This window comes from Terriglobia bacterium (assembly GCA_020072645.1).
Classification (GTDB): Bacteria; Acidobacteriota; Terriglobia; order Terriglobales; family Acidobacteriaceae; genus Angelobacter.
Map to the genome: position 1 here is coordinate 22,480 of JAIQGK010000034.1, position 21,592 is coordinate 44,071.

Below are 21,592 nucleotides of genomic sequence, written 5' to 3' on the forward strand. Positions count from 1 at the left end.
TCACTTCATTTCCGGCGTTTCGTTCGGGGTTCATCATCGTCCGCGTCATGGGATTCTCTCTTGTCTCTTGGCCGCGTTATCCGGCCTCCGGACGGTTCCTCATCCTGCCCTTCCGGCAACACTGGAGGTACCGCAGGGCTTGTGGCAACGATCACACCGGCAATCTGGGAAAAGGGAATGAATACCGCCGATGCCGCGGAAGCGTAGGCCTTCTTGTGGTCGGGAAGGAGTCGCTTGGTCAATTCATCAGATTCCAGCCAAAGTCCGTGCAGTTCGGCGCCAACAAGTTTGTATGGCCGGCATTTTGCGTCCTCGAAGAGCACGGGGATCGAGACTAGGATTGTTTTCTCAAGATGTCGAGTCAGTTGTAGCGTCATGGTAACCTCCTGCAATCCATGTTCCTCCTCATAATCCGCAACTAATGTTTAAGCCAATTCCATGCTCGAGTCGCCAACTCGGCTGCCTTGTGCTCTGCGGCCTCTTGAATTGCGAGGGGCGTAGACACCACCGTGACAACGGCGCCGGCGACAAATGCAGTCGTTTCGCCTGCGCCAAGCCGTTTCGCGAATTCCTGTGCCTGAATCCCATGCTCAGAAGCGTAATCGCTGACATTCAGACTCTTTTCAATCCCTGTTCCAATAGCTACTCCGATACCGAACGCTGCCACAACAGGAGCCGCAACGCTGGCGGCCGCGGCTGCGCCTCCGCCACCGGCACTGAGGGCGACCCCCGCGGTAGCCGTTGCTCCTACGCTTGCCGTCGCGGTGCCCCCTGCCCCTAGGGCTGTTGAGGCCAGTGCGAATGTCTCGAGGCCACCGGCGACGGTGAAAGCAGTGTCGCTTACCGCCGCTGCGTAGTCTTTCTTGGCGAGGTCTTCGCCGAGAGCGTGCGCGGATAAAGCTGCTCCTACGGGCGCCAGGGCTTTGAGCGCTATGCCACCAATGCCGGGAAGCCCGGTTGTAACCTTTGGGGAGGCAACGGCTCCGGAGATCGGTTTTGCCAGACGAGACAGAGCGTTTTCCGCTGACTGAACGACAGTTCCCGGTGTGCCCGTAGGCAGAATAATTCTGGCTTGGGCAGCGCGCCCTGCGTAGCTGGCATCGTTTGCGATAAATCGCGCAGCATCTCTAGTTGCATTACGGGTGATCTGAGCAACCCTTGCAAAGCTAGACGTGGACTTTATCTGCTGAACCACGGTGGCTGTGGCCCGGTCTGCATCCTTAGCAAAGCGCCCTAATCCGCCAGTAATACGGCCCAATCCGCCGACCGTCACATTTCCGGCAAACTTTTCTAAGATCACCCCACGACGGAAATCAATCGCCATTCGGGCATTCCGGCTGAGGTCCCCCCACACAGTGGGATTCCAGATTGCACCCTCGGTTATGGCATGAGCTCCGGCGGACACAGAGTTCAACAACTGCCTGGCAAGTCCTCCTTTCGGATCGGGCTCCTCGGCCGATTCGCCCTTTGGATCGATCAGTTTGAGCGGATTGTTTGCGACATAATTGTAAGGACACAAACTCACATCGGTCCTGGCAGGGTCGCAGCCAGTCCACCGCCCCAACCAGGATATGTAGTATCGTGCCCCGTGATAGTTGAACCCAGTCTCTTCGTCGCGCTCTTTTCCTGTGTAGCGGTAGCGTTTCAGGCTTACCTCGGTGAGGGTGCGTCCGGCCTGATAGGACGTTCCTCCAAACGGGTAGTACTCTTCGTAAGAGATTACTTCCGCGTTTTCGTCCAGTTCTAAGCAGGCGGTGCCGAGGTGATTGTCGAACTGGTAACGCGTCGCGGTACTAGGCAAAGAAGTTAGTGATACTTTTATGTCGACAGTTTTGGTTTCAACCAAGGCGACACGCGTCTTGTCGTCCATGATGTGCAGCGATTCGCGGACCAGAGTCACATTGCCGGCAGCGTCGAATTCGCGGTAGACTTCAAAACCGCCGAGGTACAGCCGTTCCTTGATTGGGATTCCAACCGATGATTCGGTGGTTTTACGCATGCGGTGACCGGTGGCATCGTAGACGTAGTACGTCCGTTCGCCCTGGTGTTGAATGCCATCTTGATCCGAGTTATTCACGGCCTGTCGGCGCGTCATATGCAATTCATCTTTGAAGTTCCACTGCATGGCCTGCAACTGGGGCATGCTGGTCATGTTGCCGTGCAGGTCGGACGTGTAAGGTTCGTTTAGAGGCTGATTGCCGCTGATGGCGGTGCTCGTTAGACGGTTGCTTACTTTCCCTGATTCGAGCAAACTGCTTTCGTTATAGCTATAAGTGCGGATCCAGCCGGGTTTGGCAGGATTCGCACCTTGATGGATAATTTTCAGGAAGTTGCCGACGGCATCGTATTGATATTGCTCGGTGTAGGTCCCCACCCCGTTGCCGTCGCCAGGGCTCAGCAAGGTAACGCGAGGCACATCATTATAAGAAGTCGGCCACGGCGGCAAACGTCTGCTTCCGTTCAGTCCCAATTGCTCGCGGCCACTAGATCGGATTAGTTGGTAAATGGCGTCGTAGTTGTAGTCGCTGCTGGGCTCTACGCGCCGGTTGCGGAAGAACACGATGTTCTGAATGTCGGCGTTGTCCTTAATATGTGTGACATTACCAATGGGATCGTACGTGTAAAGGAGGTCTTGGACCACTTGCTGATTTGGCGGAAAACTGGTTCGGGTGGTAGTGCGTTGAACTAGACGAAAGGTCTTCGGGTCATAGATAAAGGCCGTGGCCGTGTGATTCCCGTACTCGATGAGCACGCGCTGGCCTTTGGCATCGTAGTCGATGTTGGCGACGAAAACGGTAGCTGCTTGGGCGCCTCGAAGATTAACATCAACGGTCTCCAGCAGGTTCGCTTCGTTGTATGTGGCCCGGAATACGCTCTCGTCAGGCGTAGTCGCGGCAATGGGTCGGTTAAGCGCATCATATTGCGTGCTGCTGGCATAGGTATCTGACTGGAACGCAGGCAGCTCGAACCAGTTCGGCGGGGCCTTGCAATCCCGGACAAACTGCCGACTGCTGCGCAACAAGTTACCCTTGAAGTCGTAAGCTTCATCACGATTCGTAACGGGATTGTGCCCCATGTTGAGCACGACTCCTGCCGCATCGTAGTGTTGGAAAATGCGGGTGCGCAGGTTGAGGAGCTCGGGGTCCGGTCGTCCTTCGCCGTAGTTGGTCTTCTCATAAAGGATTTCAGAATTGAGCGTGCGCGGATCAGAGATCCCTGGGTAAGTGCCCAGAACGAGCAGGTTCGCGGGCCGGCGCAGCGCATCGTACTCGGAGCGAAAGTTGTGACCCCGGCTGTCCCACATGCGGATGGCCTTGCCGGTCACGTCGTTCAGCATCCAGCGCTCGCCCGCATCCATGCTGGCTCGGTGGATGCAGTTCTTGAGAAGGTCGTATTCGTACCGCATCACGATGCGTCCCTGCCCATCTCCCTCCTGAGCGGTAGCATCCCGAACGGCACGCTGGTTGTCTTCGATATCGAGTTCGACTCGGGTAGGATATTTGCCTGCGTTGCCATTGTCGGCAATGGTGAGGAAACTCCGGGCGAGAGTGTCAAAATGTGCAATCGTAGGGGTACCAGCGTGGTTTCTAGATTTGAGTGCAGCGTCCTGCTCGTGGATACCTAGAGTGCCGCCGATGCGTTGCGCGTACCAAGTGGGGGAGTAATCACCTCTGGGTAGCCGTAGAAAAAAATCACTTACATCAGGATCGGTTGCCGGGTCGGTTTGCAGAACGGTATCGTTTATGTCCCATATCTCCTGCCGCCAAGGATCGAAGACGACCTTAGCGTAAGTGTGATTGGGATACAGCGTGGCTATGACGCGCTCCACCGGATCATAGAAAAGTATGGGACTGACGCCGACTATTGTGGCGAATTCGTAATGCTGCGTGGGACTGAAGAACGGCTCATACTGCCGGACAGTCTTGCCTTTGTTATTGAAGATGGTCCAGCCACTGCCCACCCATCGCGGCTTCTTGTCCGCTCCATGTTCCGCCTGGATTTTCTTCTGTATCTCGCGAGCAAAGCCGTCAGAATATGAGAAAGCATGCTGGATCTTCGTCTGGGATCCTTCACCGAGATCCGCCACATGCGTCTCGCGGGCCAGCGTGTACACTACCGCCGGCTGGGGTTGCTCATCATGGCGCGTGCGAGCAAAAGCAAACAGGTCATAGACCAGCCGCGTAGTTGCGCTTTGCAGAATCTGGTGAGGGTTCCGCAACGGATCGCGCACGTGCTCGAGTATCGAGCTCTCGTCAAGATCTTCTACAAATCCTTCCAGAGAATCGCCCTGCTTCTCTTCCTCTTTCCCCATGACCGCCGTGCCTACAACCATGCCAAGGGCGTCGAATGCAACATGAGAGCGATTGCCGTTTGGATCAGTGAGAAAAGTGAGCGCGAGCACACGATAGTCGTTCCGCGCCTGCACTGTGTTGTCTACTGGATCGCGCACTTCGATCAAAGCCAGATTGTGTAGATCGTATCTTACGGCTTTGATGTTCCCATAGGGGTCCGTGAAGCGATACGGCAAGAAGAAGTGTGCAGCCGCAAAAGACAGCTCTTGTAACGAACCATCGCCTGAAGCTGGCGAGTAGAACAGCCGCCCTGAAGGGATCCACCAGTGGCCATCGCCATCCAGATCAACGTACCCTGCCTCGCTGCCCAGGACAGAAGACGGATCAGGTAGCAGATTCTCCAAGGTATGGTTCGCCTTTGGACGCTGATAGACCTGCTCCAGCAGGCCCGGCGTGAAAGCCAGCTTGTATGACTCGCCGGGCAGCGCCAAGCTTTGCAAGGCGCCTAGCGGCAGCAACTGATCGAGGTGGTTGCTGCGGTAAAGACTTCGGCTGCCCTTCAGCAATCGTCGATATGGCTCGTTTAGTGTTGCGCCGCGTGCATGCACATCTTCATAGGGCAGATCGTGCGCACCCTCACTCGCCCGCTCGACTTGCTCTGCGAGTTCGCCAAAGCGAAAGAGGTTCGTGACGCCAATGCGCCGTGCGGCGGGTTTGAGCTTGATCAATTCGTAGACTTTTGTTTCCGCAAGCAGCGGAATCCGGTAGGCGTCTGCCGCGAGAACCGGATTGGTATACCGATTTTCTGTTAGGGTGAGAAGAAGGCGTATCTGCTTGTCGCGATCAGCATCGCTCAGAGTGTCTGACGAGTCAGGAAAACGGCGGCCATAACCGATACTTGCAGACTGCAGAATGTTTCCGAAGTCATCGACTCGCAACGTCACGCCGTGCGTGACGCGCGGATCAGCGCGCCTGCAATTTTCGTGTGTGTAGAGTTTACGTTCGTAATTGAAGCTGATGCTCTCCCTGGGATGGATGAAGAAGACCGCGTGCCGGTTTCTTCCCCGAGGCTGCAGGGGGCGGATCGTGTAGTTGCTCTCCACCACGGTGTAGGGCCGCCTCGATTCTTCTTTTCCGTCGAGAGCGTAGACTTCCTGCCGCAACGCCGATCCCTTCAGGGAACGGCAGGCTTCGCGGGCTTCCTCGGGCGACAGCCGGTGGGGAAGAACCGTGTCTTCGAGTTCCATCGCTTCGATCTCTTCCTGGCCGAGCTCAGCCTCGCCGCAACGTGGCAAACCTTCACGGTAGTATTCGTGTTCGAAGTGTCGTGAGATGCGCCGGCCTTCCAGGAAGGCGCCGGTATGGAACCAAGTCTTAGTGAGCACCGGGGGAACGTGCGAGGCGGCATCTACATTGTCCCCTGTTGGAAAGTTGCCGCTCTGGGACAATGCGGCGAATTCTTCCGTATCGAGCTGATCCACGCGGCCAAAGCCACGGAATTCACGCTCTGGCCCATCGAAATAACCATGATGATAGGAGTAGCGCGTCACGAAGCGGTTGCGGCTGACATGGTCGAAGGTTTCTATGCGCTTCACCACGTGGACGGGGAACGTAAGCCGCGTGATCCAGGGCGTGCCCGCGGCTTTGTCAGCCAAATAAAACTCCGTGGAAGAATCGTATTCAATTATCGTTTCCGCTCCGAGGTTGTTTTGCACGCGCGTGAGCAAATGCGGCTTGCGGCCCTCCATGAGGTCCACATAGCGCAACGGGCGTTGTGAGTCTCGCAGCAGTGGCGACGACCATACTAGGCAGGCGGTGCCTCGGCCCAGGAAGTCGGTCACGGAGACTGCAATGAGGTCATTAGTGGACGGGAGCTTCCGCAGGACCCGCGCGCTGGACCAGCCATTGCCCACTTCATTCAGGAATACTCGAACACCATCGCGGCCGAGATAGAGGATGTCCGTGGTACCGGATCCATCTGTATCGGCCAAACGGATTCGTCGCTGGTCAAACAGGTCTGTTTCATCAAACCAGGGAGAATTATCCATGGTGACTTTCGGCCCGAAGCGGCCATAGCCGAGGTTGGGCCAATAACAGACTTCTCCGTTGCGAATGCGCACGAGGTCCGCCTGGCCGTCGCCGGACATGTCCGCGGTATAGATGGACTGTGTTCCGTCCGCGAATACAACGTGAGCGCCCTTTTCCTCTTCCAGAGGCACATGGATGCGTACCGCGGAGCCGAAGCCTCGTTTACCCAGTGAAGGATGCCAGATGAAAGCCTCGTCCTCCGTGATGAGGACGTCGGCGATGCCGTCGCCGGTGATATCGATGAACCTGAGGTTGGGATCGCTCCAGTCGCGGATCGGCAGCGAACGAAATCTGCGGAATGCTTTCCAGCCTTCTGCCGTGGTTCGTTCGTAGAATCCGGGCGCCCCAGGAGTGAATTCGGCCAGATCCAGTTTTCCTTCTCCACCCAGGTCTAGCAATTGTTGGCGGCCACTGTTTAACGCGGCGAGAGAAGGTTTAGGCGCGACTGCTTCCACCGGCCCAAAACGACTGTTTCCCAGATTCGGCTTGTAGAACCAGGCATTTGCCTGTTCTGAGAGCACGCCGGAGATGCCCTCGCCGTTGAGATCCACCCAGCGATAGCTGGTACCGTCAATGCCCGCCGGGAGGTTGGCCAGACTCGCCGGATCGACGTCTTTGACTTCATAAGCGCAATCACCAGGAGCTTCCAAAGGGCTGGAGGTATAGCTCAAGTCGAGAGCCGGCAACGATTTCTTCAGATAGGCGCCTGTGGCTTGACGCTTGAATCCAGACTGGATCACCCGGCTGATGAAAGATCCGATCGGCTTTTCACGATATTCGAACTCAGTGCCCTTGACCAGGTAATCGCGAACCCCCAATTCATCCGCGAAGTTGTGCAACACGAGCACCCGCCGGCACAAGCGATACATTCGGACCTCAAAACCTGCGCGATAAGTAGAGAAGGGGTCCTTCCGGGCTGGCCAGGGAGGCCGCGTCTGGTCTGAGGTGGCCTCGAATAACGCTTCGGTGCTGCCTTGTGCTTCTTTTCTTTCACGGTAAATCTCGTCGCCGTAGTCGAGAACTACCTCGAACATCCAATCAGCCGCATCAAGCGCGTGTGGGGAAAGGTGAGACTTTCGGAAACTCGGAAAGGTTACATCAACCAGCAGAGGTTTGCGATTGCCGTACTTGATTCTCTTCAAATAGCGGTTGGCAGTACGGACACGGTTGCGCTCATTTGCGTGCCGAAAGTCGATGCCGTCGTGATTCTCTGCTGCATATTCGTACAGGATCGCATTGCCCGTGTCGTCATAGCTTTGACAGATCAGCCAGCTGAAGGTGTGGCGGGCGTTGGCAGGATCGGAAATGCGCGATTCCGCGCTGCCGCCGTAGACACTCAGGATGTTGTCTTTCGAGATGGAACGCCAATGGGTATCGCCGTCGCACAAACGCGTCCAACACTCGATTCGGGCAAACAGCCCTTCGATGCGCGGACGATACCGCTTAACCATGTAGCCTGCGCGCTCGAACTCGTCGTGAACCAACTCGCCGTCGCAATCCCGCTCAAATGCGGGCACGAGATCTTCTGCTCCGGAGAGAATAAACACATCCGATTCGTCACCATCCTGGTATCGTGGAAGGCCCTTATCGGTCTTGCGCGTGATAGACGGGAGCGCTAGATTCCAGCCAAGGCCAAAAGGCCCGTTACCGGTGCCGGAGTCGTAGGACAAACTGAGTTGCGGCCCGAACCCGGAGCGTCCCGGGCTAACCGCAATCGGAACCGTCAGCGAACCAGTGCCCGTTACCGGATTCGCAGCAAACTTTTCGCCGATGCCATGGATCGCCCCGCCGCCTTTAGGCAGTGATATTTGGGGTGCACTGAAAGGCGTCGTTTCCTGGCGAGAACCGTTCTCATCTCCCGCTGCCGGTATTGTGTCTTGCGCCATACCTGTTCGTTCTTATGTATGCAGTCTTAAAAAGGGTTAGACTTCTTGTCGTCCCAGGCAACAGGGCCAAGCGGTTTAATTGTGGTGGAGTTCTGTCGGTCAACAAGAAATCCGGCGGGGCCACAGTGAAAGACACCAGAAACAAGTTCTCCAAATTTTCATAAGAGGGGTCTCCAGTGACTAAAAGACTAATCCGAACACCCTAGATTCGCAAGGAAATCTGTGTTGGTCTTTCTTCTTTCTACATTAATAACTTCTAATGCTTATTCCACACATTTTTTATTTGCTAGGTTGCGAGGAGGGGAGAAGGCCTACCTATGGAATGAGCGAATTGGACGATTGCGGCCCTCAACTTTCGCGGGCGAGGCTGTTATCGAGCAGGCGAAGCCAATGCCCCCTTCCTTCCGGGTCCAACTCTCCGCTCGCATATGCGTCGAGGCCTCCATCCCAGTTGCGCTCGCACGCCACGAGTTGGGGCCACTTTTGCTTGGCGTGAACGACTGCGAGGCCCTGAAACTTCTTCCCCGTTTCGCCGTCGAGGGCCCGGTCGATTTCGGTGCGATATGCCTACCCTCCTCTCGCCTGGGGCTACTTCGGAGCGTTCACAGACAGCCGAGGCAGTGCCAGAGAGTATCTTCTACCCAAATCCCAAGGCCACACAGCAACGGCGCAACAAATAAAGGGGGCCCACGATTACTCCCCGACCAGCGAATCCGCTTCCGCTCGACTCCACCACGGGGATGCCCCTCGATGGATGCGCAAAGCCTCTACCACACTATCGGTGTGCGGGCCGCGGACGTAAATGTGGTAGCCCGGCGCTATTTCCGGGGGCAACTGAATGACCGATGCAAAAGTGCTCATTAAGCCGTTGCAAGCGTCAATTGTCCTCAAAACGATGTTTCCGACCCAGGGCATTATTGACGCTATGTTTTCGTTGTAGTAGTGCTCGGGCCGCCACCCACCGAAGGAAGAGAATGGCTGGGACTTCGGGTTCGCGCAGAATCCTCGCTCAGTCTCAAAGATGAAGCCCACACCGCTCCCGCCATGTACTATATTGTCCCGTGCATTTCGGAGCTCCAAGAAGAACGAGGCTATATTGGCATACTGTTGGGCCAATGGTGGGGGCAGCACAAACCTCTCCTCTATATCCGCGGCACTCTGGGGCTGATTGTCGCGAAGCACCACGTCTGCAAAAGACTTGGGCAGTGATCTAGCACGGCGGTGCCGTTCCTCGAGAGCAGCATCGTGCAATTGCACTGTTCTCCAGATTGTCCGGATTATCTCCTGTAACGAATCGAAGACAGTGCGTCCGAGAATGACCAAGTACTCCAGCTCTGTTGACGCGAATCGTCCAGCTCCACGTGGAGGAAGCTTTTCGGCGTAGTCAAAAAAGACTCGGAGCTTCGCCATGGATGTGCCCATGTTGTGAAAATCGTCAGATATCGCCTCTATGAGCGGACATACGTCCGGCCAACTTGCACGCTGCCACATTAACTCAATAAATGGAATCCAGAGGTCAGTTTCTCGCGCAGCACCGACGCCAACATAGTCGCCTTCTACCGTCTCGACAACTTTACCCTCGATGAAACCAATGGGCGTGTTCACCCACAAATGCCAATTCATCCCGTCCCACAGCGGCATTAGCTTTACAATGCGCCCACCGACTAAGTGTTCAAATTTTAAATAAGGAATTGCCTTGAAGTTCTCAATTGGGATCGCCCCAGAATTCACTTTTCCTCCTGTGGCTTGGGAAGTTTGGACTTGGAACTTCGGATGGGAAGACCAGTGCTCTCAAAATCACGGAAAGGCCGCCTCGAAAGCGGGTGGAAAACTCCAACGCTAACAAAAATAAACAACTTACGTCGCCGATTATAGCCCAAAATAACGTATATGCGGCGAATTTTGCACCCTTCCTGCACCCTTTTTGAAAACGATTTTCAATTTCCAACCGCGACAAAACGCTGAGCTCCGTATGCAGAAGCGCTTCCTGCGCGAGAGCAGGCGATCTATCTGCTTCATGTCGGGGCTGAAGTCGAACATCCAATGAACAGACCAATGATAACGGGTGTCTCGAATACGGGGTGTGCTGGTCGATGATACTTTGAACTTATGGGTAAACCCTGCCTTCAGGGATCAGCAACTCTGCCAAGGGAGAACATGCTTGCGAAGCGGCTTCGGCCACCCCGTTCTAACCAAAGTGATAGCTGTGCCATCTGGCAGCCACGACAGCTGGCCGTCGGACCGAGGAGAGCCGTTACGACGGCAGGCAATCCGATTCTCAGATCCGCCTGCACCGCGTTCGGCAAGGAAGAAGCATTGGGAAACGGTAGCTTCAACAGCTCGGTCGCGATCAAGGCGGCAGCAATGGTTGATAAGAATGGGAGTGATGCGCGAACGGGTTCTTTTGCGTCTAGAAAAATCTCGCCCTCCGAGCACGGTCCCCGAAACTCCACATGAGGCCGCGGTAGCCGGCAAGCCGTGCAGTCTTCAACGCGTGGAATGTGGCGTCCAAACCCAACTCCCCATCCACTGGTTGTCGTGCCGTGCAGCACTATCGGCGGCAGTTGAAAAGGCACCTCGCTCCACGCACCATCCTCATTCGTCAGGCTCACCCAAACATCAAACGGCTCCCGAACAAACTGGCCACTCTGCTCGCGCCAGGTTCCCATTACCGTCGAACACTTGACTCCCATCGTGGTTAACAGTGCCTTGCCAACGTCGATCTTCCGCCGCATGCCAACGACGTCCATCGCGGTGAAAAGGGGGCTGCGATTTAGGTTGGATGTCTCGACTCGATCCCGATCGAGAAGGGTGATGCGTCCAGTCACCGGCATAAGGCCAAGAATATAGAGGAGTGCCGATCCAATCGCGCCCACACCGGCTACCAGTAGATCGCCGACATCGGCCTGATTGGGAACGGGCGGGGCGTCACAGCCGGGTGCGCAAGTTCCTAGATGATGGGTCCAGGTGCACCATCGAATTTTTCCCAGCCATTCCGTGCGGGGCTGTCCTACCGCTCGCTTAAAAAGATCGCCCGCCCCGAGCGCCCCTGCTAGAGCGGCGGCCGAAGCGGCGGCCGGCTCGATCCCGCCGTGTGTGACAGAGGAGCCACGCACGCCGTACGCAACCCAGCCCGATGCCATGACTGTATAATCACTCTCCCGTTTGTGGGGCGTCGTGCAGGGACCGATAAACAGCCGAAGCGTTTCCGGGTGATCGACACCGCTTTCTGAAACCTCAAAGTCTCCGAAGGGATCTGCCTCACGCATCTCGCGCAAGATTCGCGCGCCTAAAGCCGCATCGCCAAACAGCTGCAGGGGTGAGGCAAGAGCGGTTTCCGGTAATACCACGCGGATTTTTCTGGCCCAGCGTGCGGTCAGATTCGCAGCGACCAACGCAATCCGCTGCACGCTCACATCGCCTGCCAGGTCCCGATCGAGGTGAATCTCAACTGGCTGGTACACGTAGCGATGCAGTTCGTTCACTCCTAACTGGGTGCGATGATCACGATCCCGATAGAAAGTTTCGGCGCTGGGCCATCGCTCGTGAATTTTCTTCCCATCGTTCGGCATAGATCTCATCCTCTGTTCGCGCAACTGTCCTGTCGCAAGTCCCTCACGCCGGGCAGGATCCGGAGGTGCATGGCGACGTCATCCACTTCTCGGAACCGCCCCCCCCAGGTGTCGGTAGAGGCCGCAGGAGTCGAGGTCGATACCATATCGGCCAAACCAGGGAACGACCAGCGACAAGGCTCCTTCGAACCTCGCGAAAGTTTCATGATTATCAACATCGGAGTGCCTGACATTTGGCCCCGGATGTGAATGCGCCTGCCCGACGTAGACCAAGGGCGTGTTCGTGATCACGCCGACGGCCGCTGCGTTAGCCTGCACCGAGGTCCGAATCGAACCGTCGCTGGTGTCGGCCTCGGGCACCACTAAGGTCGTTACCACCGCGCATTCCGCACTCTCAATCCCGAACCAATACACCACTCCCTCCGACGGCATTTGTACGGCAAAGGAATCAAGCAGAGCCGCTGTCTGCTCGGACAGATCCTCGCTGATGTAGATTAGTTTTGGGCGTTCGAACTTCATGCCATCCTTCCCGATGATTGCAAGATTTTGGAATGCAGATCACTGATCATCAGCGCGAGGGTGTCGATGGCAACCCCATGACTTGTGGGAAGCCGCCAATCGAGCAGACGCCAGTCTGCATGCGGCCCCCCGCGCTCGCTATACGCCTTGCGGTTGTATCGCATGCAGACGCAGGGCGTCGTATGAAAGCCATTCGGATACAGGCGATGGGTACCTCGTTCGCGCCGATCCTCGCTTACGAATTCAATGGTTGGCGGGTGTAGCGGATATTCGAGGCAAAGAAACTCGGCATAGAACCGTTCCGAGTTTTGGTTCTTGAACTCGACGTACAACCGCAGGTTGTCTTCCCGCAGGTCCCCGGCATCGAACTCCAGTCCGGCGGCCGCAGCATATTGTGCTGCGGCCATCAGCTCAGCTCGTACACCTTCCAGGGATACGTCGGCTGGCACGCTCATGCATTGCCGCCCTGGACGGAGAGGACCAGCAGTGTGTCGTCCTCGATCTTGTAGCTCACCAAGGTCCGCTGCGGGTCGAGAACTTCTCCGCCACGAAGCAAGGTGTACTTACTGTCTTGCTCGACGAACTTGAACACGGAACGGGCGTCTTGAATGACCTGCTCAATCTTGGTAGAGATTGCATAGACAGGCCGCTTGGTAGCGTCCGCGGGTTGGTCCATGCTCCACAACCCGCGTGGGGTTTGGACACGGATGTGAATGGTCGGCGGACCGGGTACGTGGTCCCCCTTGGACTCAGGTGTTTTTGCGGCTTCATCGATCTTCATGTTCGTTCTCCGCGAGGCTGACCATGTGGATTCGTGTCAGGGCCTCTACTGATATAAACGGACAATCGTCTCGCTTGTGTGCGCAGGAATTTACGTTTCTCGGCGCAGCCGAGAGGTGATGAGGTCAGTAGGTCAACTCTTGGTGGGGGCTTCTGGAGGGATGGCGCCGAGCCAGCCGGGGCAGATGGTACGGCACGCGCATCGGTCGCAGGCCCAATCGTCCATGGTGCCGTCAAAGACGCCTGAGGCAAGATCGTGAAACCTGGTCCGCGCTTGCGCGGCCCGCTCGTAGTTGGTTGCGGCCGCATTGCGTGCACTCCAACGGAAACGACGGATGACGCCTTGGTCACCAAATAACAATCGCGGCTGCACTCTGCCGTTGCGTTCCTGAAGCAGGACAAAGGGAAGCTTTTCGTATTCCTTTAACTTCGACCACTGCACATCGTCGTGAGAGTCGTCGGGGGACTTCACTTGGAGCGCGATCGCATAGTGTTCTCCCCGACGATCCTCAAACTCGGCGATGAATTGCAACTTGAGAGTTCGAAGGGTTCCGCTGGTATCTGTCCATTGGAAGGGCTCCTCCCGTAGTTTCGCACCGGGGAATTCGTCTGGATCAAATCCCGCTGCCAAGGTACAGGCCCACTGCAAGGCTCTTGGCCGATAGAGTGCCAAATGCGGGTGCGGACGTTTTCCCGACTCCACGGCGGGCCACTTCTCCTCTAAAATCTGGGTGGCTTCTGCCCGGGTAACAACCCGTCCCTCCTGGATGGCGAGGTGGAGAATGCGACGAAGGATCTTGCGGACGCGCTGAATGAACTCTGGGTACAAGGGACGGGTGCGACCACGAAATCGAGCACCAAGATGTTCTTCTAGGTAAGTTCGAATGCGGCAGGTGTCCGGGTCGAGCGAATACATGGAGATATCTTCCGGCGTAGCCCCTCCCCACACGCGACGCATAGTGAACTTCTCTTCTTCCTGAACCGGCAGCGACCAGTCCGTCCTTGGCAGCACGGCAGATTTTTGAAGCCGAGTGAGCAATCCGGGAAACTGACGGGGTCTGCTGTGAGCGCGACCGCTCGCTGAGTTAGCGTAGGACACCAGTACCGCCCGTTCCGCGCGCGACACCCCCACGAATAACAACGACTCTGCTTGTAGGCTGTCGAGCTGGGGATCGGGACGAAGCTCGGGAGGCAGGCAAGGCTTCGGCTGACGGATGTCCGCTAAGGATTGTCCCGCTACCGCGACCGCTGGGAATTCCAGTCCCTTCGATGCGTGGCAGGTCATCACGCGAACTGCACCCGGAGAGGGGCGAGGGGCGACCAGCCCCGGCGCGCTGTGCGTAACTAAGTCGCGCATCCGTTCCGCAAGTCCAAGTCTTGAGCGGCGCGGCGAGACATGGGGATGGCTGAAGCGGTAGTTGGCCGCCAAGGACAAGGCAGAGAGAATCTCTTCCAATTGAACCGAGGATTCAGCTTGATCCTCCTGGTCCAGCAATTCTCGAAGGTAGCTGCCTTGAAAGAACAAGAAATCGCATAGGATTGACCAGCCGTCACCGCTGTGGAGATAGGTCCGAAGCTTTTGAAAGAGGCGCCACATGTCGGCCGCGATTTGTTTTGTGCTGTCATCGCCTGACCAGGCCGGTTTAACCGCAGACTCCAGATCAGCTGTGAGTAATTGGCGGATGACATCATTTAATACCAATGATTGAACACGATTTCGATAAAGGGCATAGGTAACACGTGCGACTGCCTGGTGGGTGTCGACGACGGATAGCACAGCCGTGAGATCGCCACCTGCGCCCTCGGCCGTCAGAAGGCCGCTGGTGACGGCACGGATGCCTTGCTTCTTTAACGCAAGGGCGATATTGCGGACGTCGATGTTTCTTCGCGCGAGAACTGCGATCTCATCTGCGGCTAGTCCATCGGCTATCCATCGGCGAATCACGCTGACGATGCCGTCCCGCTCTGCTAGGTCACTATTGGCGGACCCAAGCGATGCGGGTGTCACTCCAAAGCTCGCTACCGTACGTCCCGACCGCCAGCGCGGTGGAGGCTCGATTGTGCCGTTTGGATTTTCGAGCCACTCGGCGAGACGATTGATAAGGGCAATGATTTCTGAAGAGGATCGATAGTTTTCCGACAGAGGGAGAGTCCGAGCGCCCGGGAAATCCTCCCCGAATCGATGTACGTTTTCCGGCTCCGCGCCGCGAAAACGGTAAATAGCCTGTCGAGCATCGCCCACCCCCCAAGGTGGATTCTCCGGGCCGCAAATCTGCTGTAACAGAAGTGCGGTGGCTCGGGAAACGTCCTGGTACTCATCGACCAGGACCCAGGGAAAGTCCGAGCGAATCCCATCGCGCAAGTCCGAGCGGCTTTCGAACAGCTGGTATGGCATCCTGATCAGGTCCGCGAAATCGACGGCATGATTTGCGCTCTTAGTGTGCTCGTATTGTTCAAAGATACGCAACAGGGCCTGGGAGCGAGCGACTGCTTCATGATCGGTCTCGCCCGGCTCCCATCGGGCGATCGCGGCTGCGAGCTCGGTGGGGCCGACCATTCGGTCCTTCAAGAAGTTGATCTGCTCTACAATGTTCGTCACGGTTTGATCCGGGTCCTTGATGTCGAGGAGCGCCTCACAGTCCGTCGATCCGAGCATCTCGCTTGCCAGCTCTTGCTGACAGATTTCGTCCAGAATCGAAAAATCAGCATCAATGCCCGCGTGATGTCCTAATGCCTGCAGTAGTGTCACGCCAAAGCCATGAAAGGTTGCAATCCGGATTCGCGACGCAACCTCTCGACCAAGGCTACGTTCGATTCTCTCTTGAAGCTCGCCGGCCGCTTCATCCCTCGCCAATTGCGCGCGCTGGGTAAGCACTCGCATTGGCTCACCCAGTTTTCGCTCGCGTTATTCAGAGGAATTTCTAGATGCACCAATTGCGGCAAGCAGCTCTGGGCAGGAAACAACATCCATGACCAAATGCAGTCTGTCCGTTTCTCCCTGGTTATCTACTTTGTGAGGCTTACGAGTGTCGACATACCAGAGCTCACCCTCTTTCATGTGCACAGATTTTCGCTTTCCGAAAACATCCCAACTCGTAAATCGCACCTTAGCATTTGTGGCGATCGGAAGATGAATTCGGAGGGTCTTACCGTCGACCGTCCCCGTTTCCCGATCGATTACGTCTGAATGACGGCCAATGGAACCACCGGCGGCAAGTCGCATGATTCGGATTCGCTGCTTTTCCCCCGGAACAACATCGATGAGAGGTTCGAATTGCGGAAGAATCCTCCTGTTGCTCGTGTCCTCCAATTCCCACAATAGCTTCTCAGGGTTTCGCATCTTCCATCCTTTGGGCATTTCCGTGGGTTTCATGATGAAGTCTGCAGCCCCTCCATAACTGCGTAAGGAAAAGGCGGACCAGGAATTTGAGATGTTGTATTTCGATGAATAGTGGGTTGCGAAGGCGGAGTATTTGTCGAGCACCGCAGCCCGGGCCTTCTCAACCTCGACCGGCCCAATCGACAAACGGCGCAGCGTCCATGTCTCCGATCGAGGGATAGCGCAAATGTCGGCACTCCTGCCCACGCACCAAATACCTACCAGTTCACTTCCCGATAGAATCTTTGTACAGACCCATTGGCCGCCCAATGCATCTAGAATCCGCCGGTCCGAGCGATGCTCCTGCCAAATGCGAAACCAGAGTCTCTGACTTGAGGAGCCCACTTTTCGGAGCGCGTCGACCATCCGGTGCTCGTCTCCGGGGCGACAAGCCAGACGATTAACAAACAAATCGCCTCTCTCAGTTTCCGTACGAATCGCACCCGAGAAATCTCGGATCGCCTGTCGGGAGACAACCCTCGCTATCACAAGCGCACCGGCCAATCGACCGCCTCGCCAGATTGCATGGAGCATATTTCTGTTTTGCCATCGCTCCACTTTGCGTCGCGTCACCCGAATAAACGCGCCCCGGATCAAGCCAAGTTCGTGTTGGCGAAACAACTCCACAACGTCCGACGTTGCCGGTAATGCTCTTCGTCTCACGGACCACCATCAAACCGCTATTGAAATGACCTCAAGGGCTTCCAGAATCGTTCGAGCCTGCGGTTAGTCTCGAAGCCAAGCGCTTCGCGCCCGGTTCCCAAAGCTACGCGTTGAGTCGTGCCACAACCACAAAAAGGGTCAACCACCAGATCTTTCGGCCAACTAAATGCTTCGATAAGCAGCTTCACTGCTTCCGCAGGAAAGCTGTTCCGAGTGCCCCGTACGCCCTGCGTAGGTGCAAAGGGGCCCCAAACGTCCTGCCGAAACAACGGAGAGGCATGCATGGAACCGCTCTTGCCTGCGCGCTCTCGGTCTTTCCGGCGAAAACAAAGAACGTGGGAGAAGCCTAGGCGATAAACATCGATTCCCTTGTTCCGAACCAAGATTTTGTGGAGGAAGAGCTCCATTCCGAGCTCCTTGAGAATGGCGGTGAGTAGCTGATGCTTCGCAAGGATCGTGGCCTTCCACTTTCGGTCAGTCACGATGACGGAGACAACTCCGTCGTTGCGCAGAGCTTGAACGCAACGTTGCATGCTTGCGCTGTACAACTCAAAAAGCGGCTCCCACCGCGTAAACACTGTCTCGGAAAGATCGGGTGGACTCGTAACTACGAGTTGGATGGATTCAGAGGGCACAAGCAGAAATTCGGCGCTTTGTATACGGATGGTGCCGCGAATGTCCCCAGGAAAGACCCAGGGACACGGAGGCTGAGGGCTAAAACGTGCTGTCGCCCTGATTCGTTCTTTCAACTTGTTTCGCAATCGTCTTGTCGCTGACGTTCCGGTTTTTCTCAGGAATCATCTTGGCTTTGTCGAACCAGCGCCGTGCCTCGTTAAATTCACTTTCTACCCGATAGATCCGCCCCATCTCATACAATGCAAAACCGTAATTGGGCCGGATTCGATCGATTACATCACGGATGTAACGTTTCGCGACATCGAATTCCTCTTTTGCGTTCCCCGCAGAGCCCTCGACCTTATATGTATAGCCCATTCGCATGCGAACCGAACCAAGGTTGCAGACGATCTCCCAGTTGTCGCGACTCCTCCGATCAGCTTCTCGAAAGTCTCTTAGAGATTCATTGAGCTCCCGCCGTCTGCTCTTGGGATCTTTCTGCAAATCCGACGCGAACATAAACCCGACACCACGCCCGTTCAACACACGCCAAGTAATCTCATTCTTCGTTCTGTGGTCAACCGACGTATCCGTCGCCAGTTCCTGCAACAAGGCTCCGCTTTCCGTCTTTGCCCTGTCGAAGAATTCGGCCGCACCCGATTCATCGCTTACTCCGATGCTGTGAAGCACCATCATCGAGAACGAACGGACGAGTCCCGCACGCGCCATGTACTTGAGCACAATGTCCGGTGACTCTCCTATCACTTTCTGAAAAAGCTGGAGGGCTGCCACAATATGTTCGCGATAATAGCGATGGTAGTAGCTCACTGCCAGGTTATATTCTGCTTCGTCTTTGAACGCGGGATTCTTCGCCAATAATTCTTCAAGCTCACGCACGGCTTCCGTCGAATTTCCAAGCATGTCATCGACGACCGCCGCATAGTATCGGGCCCGATTGAACTCCGGGTCCTGTTTGACAGCGCCCTGGAGTTTTTCTCGCGCTTCCTCCAACACTCGCAGATCCTTCGCGGACGAGGAAACAAATCGATCGATATCTCGGAGCGCTTCCGTTGCCAGGTGGAATGCTCCCCAACTTTTCGTGTCCGACTTCAGAAGGCTTTTATTCTGCATTAGCCTCAACGACCCCCTTCAAATACAGCACAACAGCAAGCGCCAAATCACCTTGGGTCCGGTGAAGGTTTGCGCTTGCGACCGTCACATCCCAGACCTGTATCGTAACATCTCTTCGCAAGAGCCTGACTAGCAACCGGTGCTGGAGCCCCGCCTCCTGCACCAGGCCCTTGATCAAATAGTGTGGCTTGCGATAGCCCTTGGTGAGGAACGTTAGGATCTTGTTTGACTCTCCCGGGATCACGTCGGCAACCACTGCCATTAGCTCAGAAGACCCTGGTGATTCTACAAGGATGAGAGAGCTAAACGACCCAAATCGAAAACGATCCCGCGGTCGGTAATATTCTTGAACTTCTTCCACGACGTCCTTGAGAGTCTCTGCGATCGCAAGACCCGCATGTCCCGAAGTTGCATCGGTGAACTCTCCGATTTGCAACCGGTTTTTCCCCCAGGACTGTCCAAGGGAACTTACCAAGCGTTTCAAAAGCCAAAACGCCAGAAGCGCCAACAACGCTGCGATGATTCCGAACACGATATCCGATAGGCTGTTTTGAAACTTCTCGACTTCGGGCTCGACGTACTTAACCCACGTACCGTGCTTTTTCTTCAGCACTCTGTCCAGGCGACTCCTGGCTTCGTCTCGCTCTGTGCCGACCGCCGTCTCCAGAGCCTTGGAGTACGCCCTCTCCGCATCGTCAAGGCGATCCTGTTCTTCAAATATTTTTCCGATTTCGATTTCGTTGGCGGCAGCAGTAGCGGGCTTGCTACCATTAGACGCAGGTCCACCGAGCTTGATACCAGCAGAATCTCTTGAGGACAACTGTGGCACCGAGTCGAGTCTGCACCCAATTAATCCAAGCAGGCACAGGAGCCAGCACCAAACCGATGCGATCGCAGTGCCCCGCCGCAGGACCATACCACGCCTCCAGAAAGCCTTTGATTGAAACCCAAGAATCCTATTTCCTAAAAACCGCGATGATCTCCCACTTGCCTTCCCCGTTCCGAGGATATAGGTAAGGGACTTTCGACAGCCTAAGTTTGTACGTCTGATACCGCGTGAAGCCCGCCGTCCTTGCAGCGTCTCGCACATCTTCAAGAATCGAGAGTCGGCTGCTCCCATTCGGCGTATTGATCGCAAGGTACCCGCCATTCGCTAGAATCCGATGACTCTCGCTCACTACTGGACGCAAGAAGCTTTCGACCCACTTCGAATAGGTCTTGTATCGAACAAAGCTCTGCGTATCCTGCTGTGAATATTTCTCCCAATCGAAATACGGAGGGCTTGAAAACACCAAGCCGGCCGACCCGGGTCGTATTTTTGGCAATAGGTCTTCCGCGCACGCCTCGTGAATATCAGCCGTTCCAGGCACTACCCCTAATGACCGAACGGCCTTGACGCACCTTCTCAGTCCACGGACCTGCGCGCGACACGGCTCCAGTCCAACATAGTGTCTTGGGAGGCTTAAGGACCCCAACAATCTTCCACCATACCCGGCAGCAAAATCCACAACGGTATCGCCATCTTGAGAGAACTTCTGTACCAAAGCGCGGGACACAGCTGGCCTAAAATTGGACACCGCCGCACAATTCGAAAACGATTTCAGCATCCTCCTCAGGCAGCTTGCGTTTGCCCCATGCCTATCCGGCCAAACGCGAAACGCACGTTGGATGGCAGCCTTTAGACAGGAATCATCGTTGAAACAATCCATTGGACTCTTATAGCGGCTGACATGGACTTCCCACATCTGCGGATGAAAGCAATTGGCTAGTCGTATCGCAGCGTGCGATCCATGAATCGACGTGCCACGAATGACGCGTCGCCAATCAATCGCGGCCAGAGCCTTTAGCTCAGCCTGCATTTCCTCCATCGAGAGCTCGTAGTAAGGGAAACCACGTCGCCGCCAATAGCGAAATGCCTTCTCGATCCACACCTGTTTCTGCCGACAACCGAGCATGGCCCACTGCGCACCCGTTAGGTCAAAGGGGCTTTCCGTTTTATTGTGGGGCCCGAGAGATTCATTCACGGCAGGCTACATAATAAGATGGGCGTTCCAGCCTGATCGGTATTTCATACGAGGGAGTATCGAACTGCTTACTAACGTAGCAGCTTGGCGACTGAAATCTTCACCTTCACAGAGCCAAACTTCGCTCTCTGCAGCGCGTAGCTGACTTCGATGTATTCCTTTGCAATCGCGGTCAATGCCTCATAAGAAAGTTCCTGTCCCTCAAAGGGCGTTCGATTCAGATACGCGATCTTGGCCGCATATACTTTGTTTTCCAGGCGATCCAGTCGTGTCTTCAATTCGTCGATCCCCGACGGTTCGGGTGATGGCTTTTTTTTCTCTGATGGCTGACTCATAGAGCTCAATGTTCAATCATAGCAGGACTCATTCCCGAGTTACTTGGTCGAACGAAATGCATACAGCCGTTGGTATTCGATTAAAGCAAGGCGAACAGGAGGTGAGATGCAGCTGATGTGCTGAGAGCCGCCTTGATGTGCTGAGAGCCGCCTTGATGTGCTGAGAGCCGCCTTGATTTCATAACAACGACGGCTCCTAACGAGTGCCGAGTAAACTTGAGTTGACGAAAACCAAGACTCGGAACGAAAGGAGCCGCCAATGAAGATTATAGGCTGTGATTTTCATCCGAGTTTCCAGCAAATTGCCA

The 21,592-nt window shown here is 55.7% G+C and carries 13 protein-coding genes; all 13 read right to left on the minus strand.

Going from position 1 to position 21,592, the window contains the following annotated elements:
* Positions 1–5 precede the first annotated feature (5 nt).
* The 13 genes from LAO76_27380 to LAO76_27440 all read right to left on the minus strand — a co-directional run bounded on the left by LAO76_27380 (position 6) and on the right by LAO76_27440 (position 21,284).
* Positions 6–377, minus strand: coding sequence for a hypothetical protein (locus tag LAO76_27380; protein MBZ5494666.1), 372 nt, complete (start codon positions 375–377; stop codon positions 6–8).
* Positions 378–418: 41 nt separating this feature from the next.
* Entirely contained in the window at positions 419–8,266 is a 7,848-nt protein-coding gene (locus LAO76_27385; GenBank protein MBZ5494667.1) for a toxin, read from the minus strand.
* Between the two features lie 693 nt (positions 8,267–8,959).
* Positions 8,960–9,997 (minus strand): hypothetical protein, encoded by a 1,038-nt coding sequence (locus tag LAO76_27390; GenBank protein ID MBZ5494668.1) that lies wholly within the window; start codon positions 9,995–9,997, stop codon positions 8,960–8,962.
* 395 nt (positions 9,998–10,392) lie between these two features.
* Positions 10,393–11,838, minus strand: coding sequence for a ThiF family adenylyltransferase (locus LAO76_27395; GenBank protein MBZ5494669.1), 1,446 nt, complete (start codon positions 11,836–11,838; stop codon positions 10,393–10,395).
* Positions 11,839–11,916: 78 nt separating this feature from the next.
* Entirely contained in the window at positions 11,917–12,357 is a 441-nt protein-coding gene (locus LAO76_27400; protein MBZ5494670.1) for a hypothetical protein, read from the minus strand.
* The gene (locus LAO76_27405; GenBank protein ID MBZ5494671.1) at positions 12,354–12,812 is read right to left on the minus strand and encodes a hypothetical protein; all 459 of its coding nucleotides are present in this window, start codon (positions 12,810–12,812) and stop codon (positions 12,354–12,356) included. The genes LAO76_27400 and LAO76_27405 overlap by 4 nt, the downstream gene beginning before the upstream one ends.
* Positions 12,809–13,138 carry a hypothetical protein gene (locus tag LAO76_27410; GenBank protein MBZ5494672.1) on the minus strand — a complete coding sequence of 110 codons (330 nt, stop codon included), beginning with the start codon at positions 13,136–13,138 and terminating at the stop codon, positions 12,809–12,811. Before LAO76_27410 ends, LAO76_27405 begins: the two co-directional genes overlap by 4 nt.
* A gap of 132 nt (positions 13,139–13,270) precedes the next feature.
* The gene (locus tag LAO76_27415; GenBank protein ID MBZ5494673.1) at positions 13,271–16,018 is read right to left on the minus strand and encodes an ATP-dependent helicase; all 2,748 of its coding nucleotides are present in this window, start codon (positions 16,016–16,018) and stop codon (positions 13,271–13,273) included.
* Positions 16,019–16,042: 24 nt separating this feature from the next.
* Entirely contained in the window at positions 16,043–16,882 is an 840-nt protein-coding gene (locus tag LAO76_27420) for an aspartyl/asparaginyl beta-hydroxylase domain-containing protein (GenBank protein MBZ5494674.1), read from the minus strand.
* A gap of 314 nt (positions 16,883–17,196) precedes the next feature.
* Entirely contained in the window at positions 17,197–17,367 is a 171-nt protein-coding gene (locus tag LAO76_27425) for a site-specific DNA-methyltransferase (protein ID MBZ5494675.1), read from the minus strand.
* A gap of 526 nt (positions 17,368–17,893) precedes the next feature.
* Positions 17,894–18,808, minus strand: a complete 915-nt coding sequence (locus LAO76_27430; GenBank protein ID MBZ5494676.1) for a tetratricopeptide repeat protein — start codon at positions 18,806–18,808, stop codon at positions 17,894–17,896.
* A 106-nt stretch (positions 18,809–18,914) separates the two neighbouring features.
* Positions 18,915–19,745, minus strand: coding sequence for a hypothetical protein (locus LAO76_27435; GenBank protein ID MBZ5494677.1), 831 nt, complete (start codon positions 19,743–19,745; stop codon positions 18,915–18,917).
* 1,275 nt (positions 19,746–21,020) lie between these two features.
* Positions 21,021–21,284 carry a hypothetical protein gene (locus LAO76_27440; GenBank protein ID MBZ5494678.1) on the minus strand — a complete coding sequence of 88 codons (264 nt, stop codon included), beginning with the start codon at positions 21,282–21,284 and terminating at the stop codon, positions 21,021–21,023.
* Between the last annotated feature and the right edge of the window lie 308 nt (positions 21,285–21,592).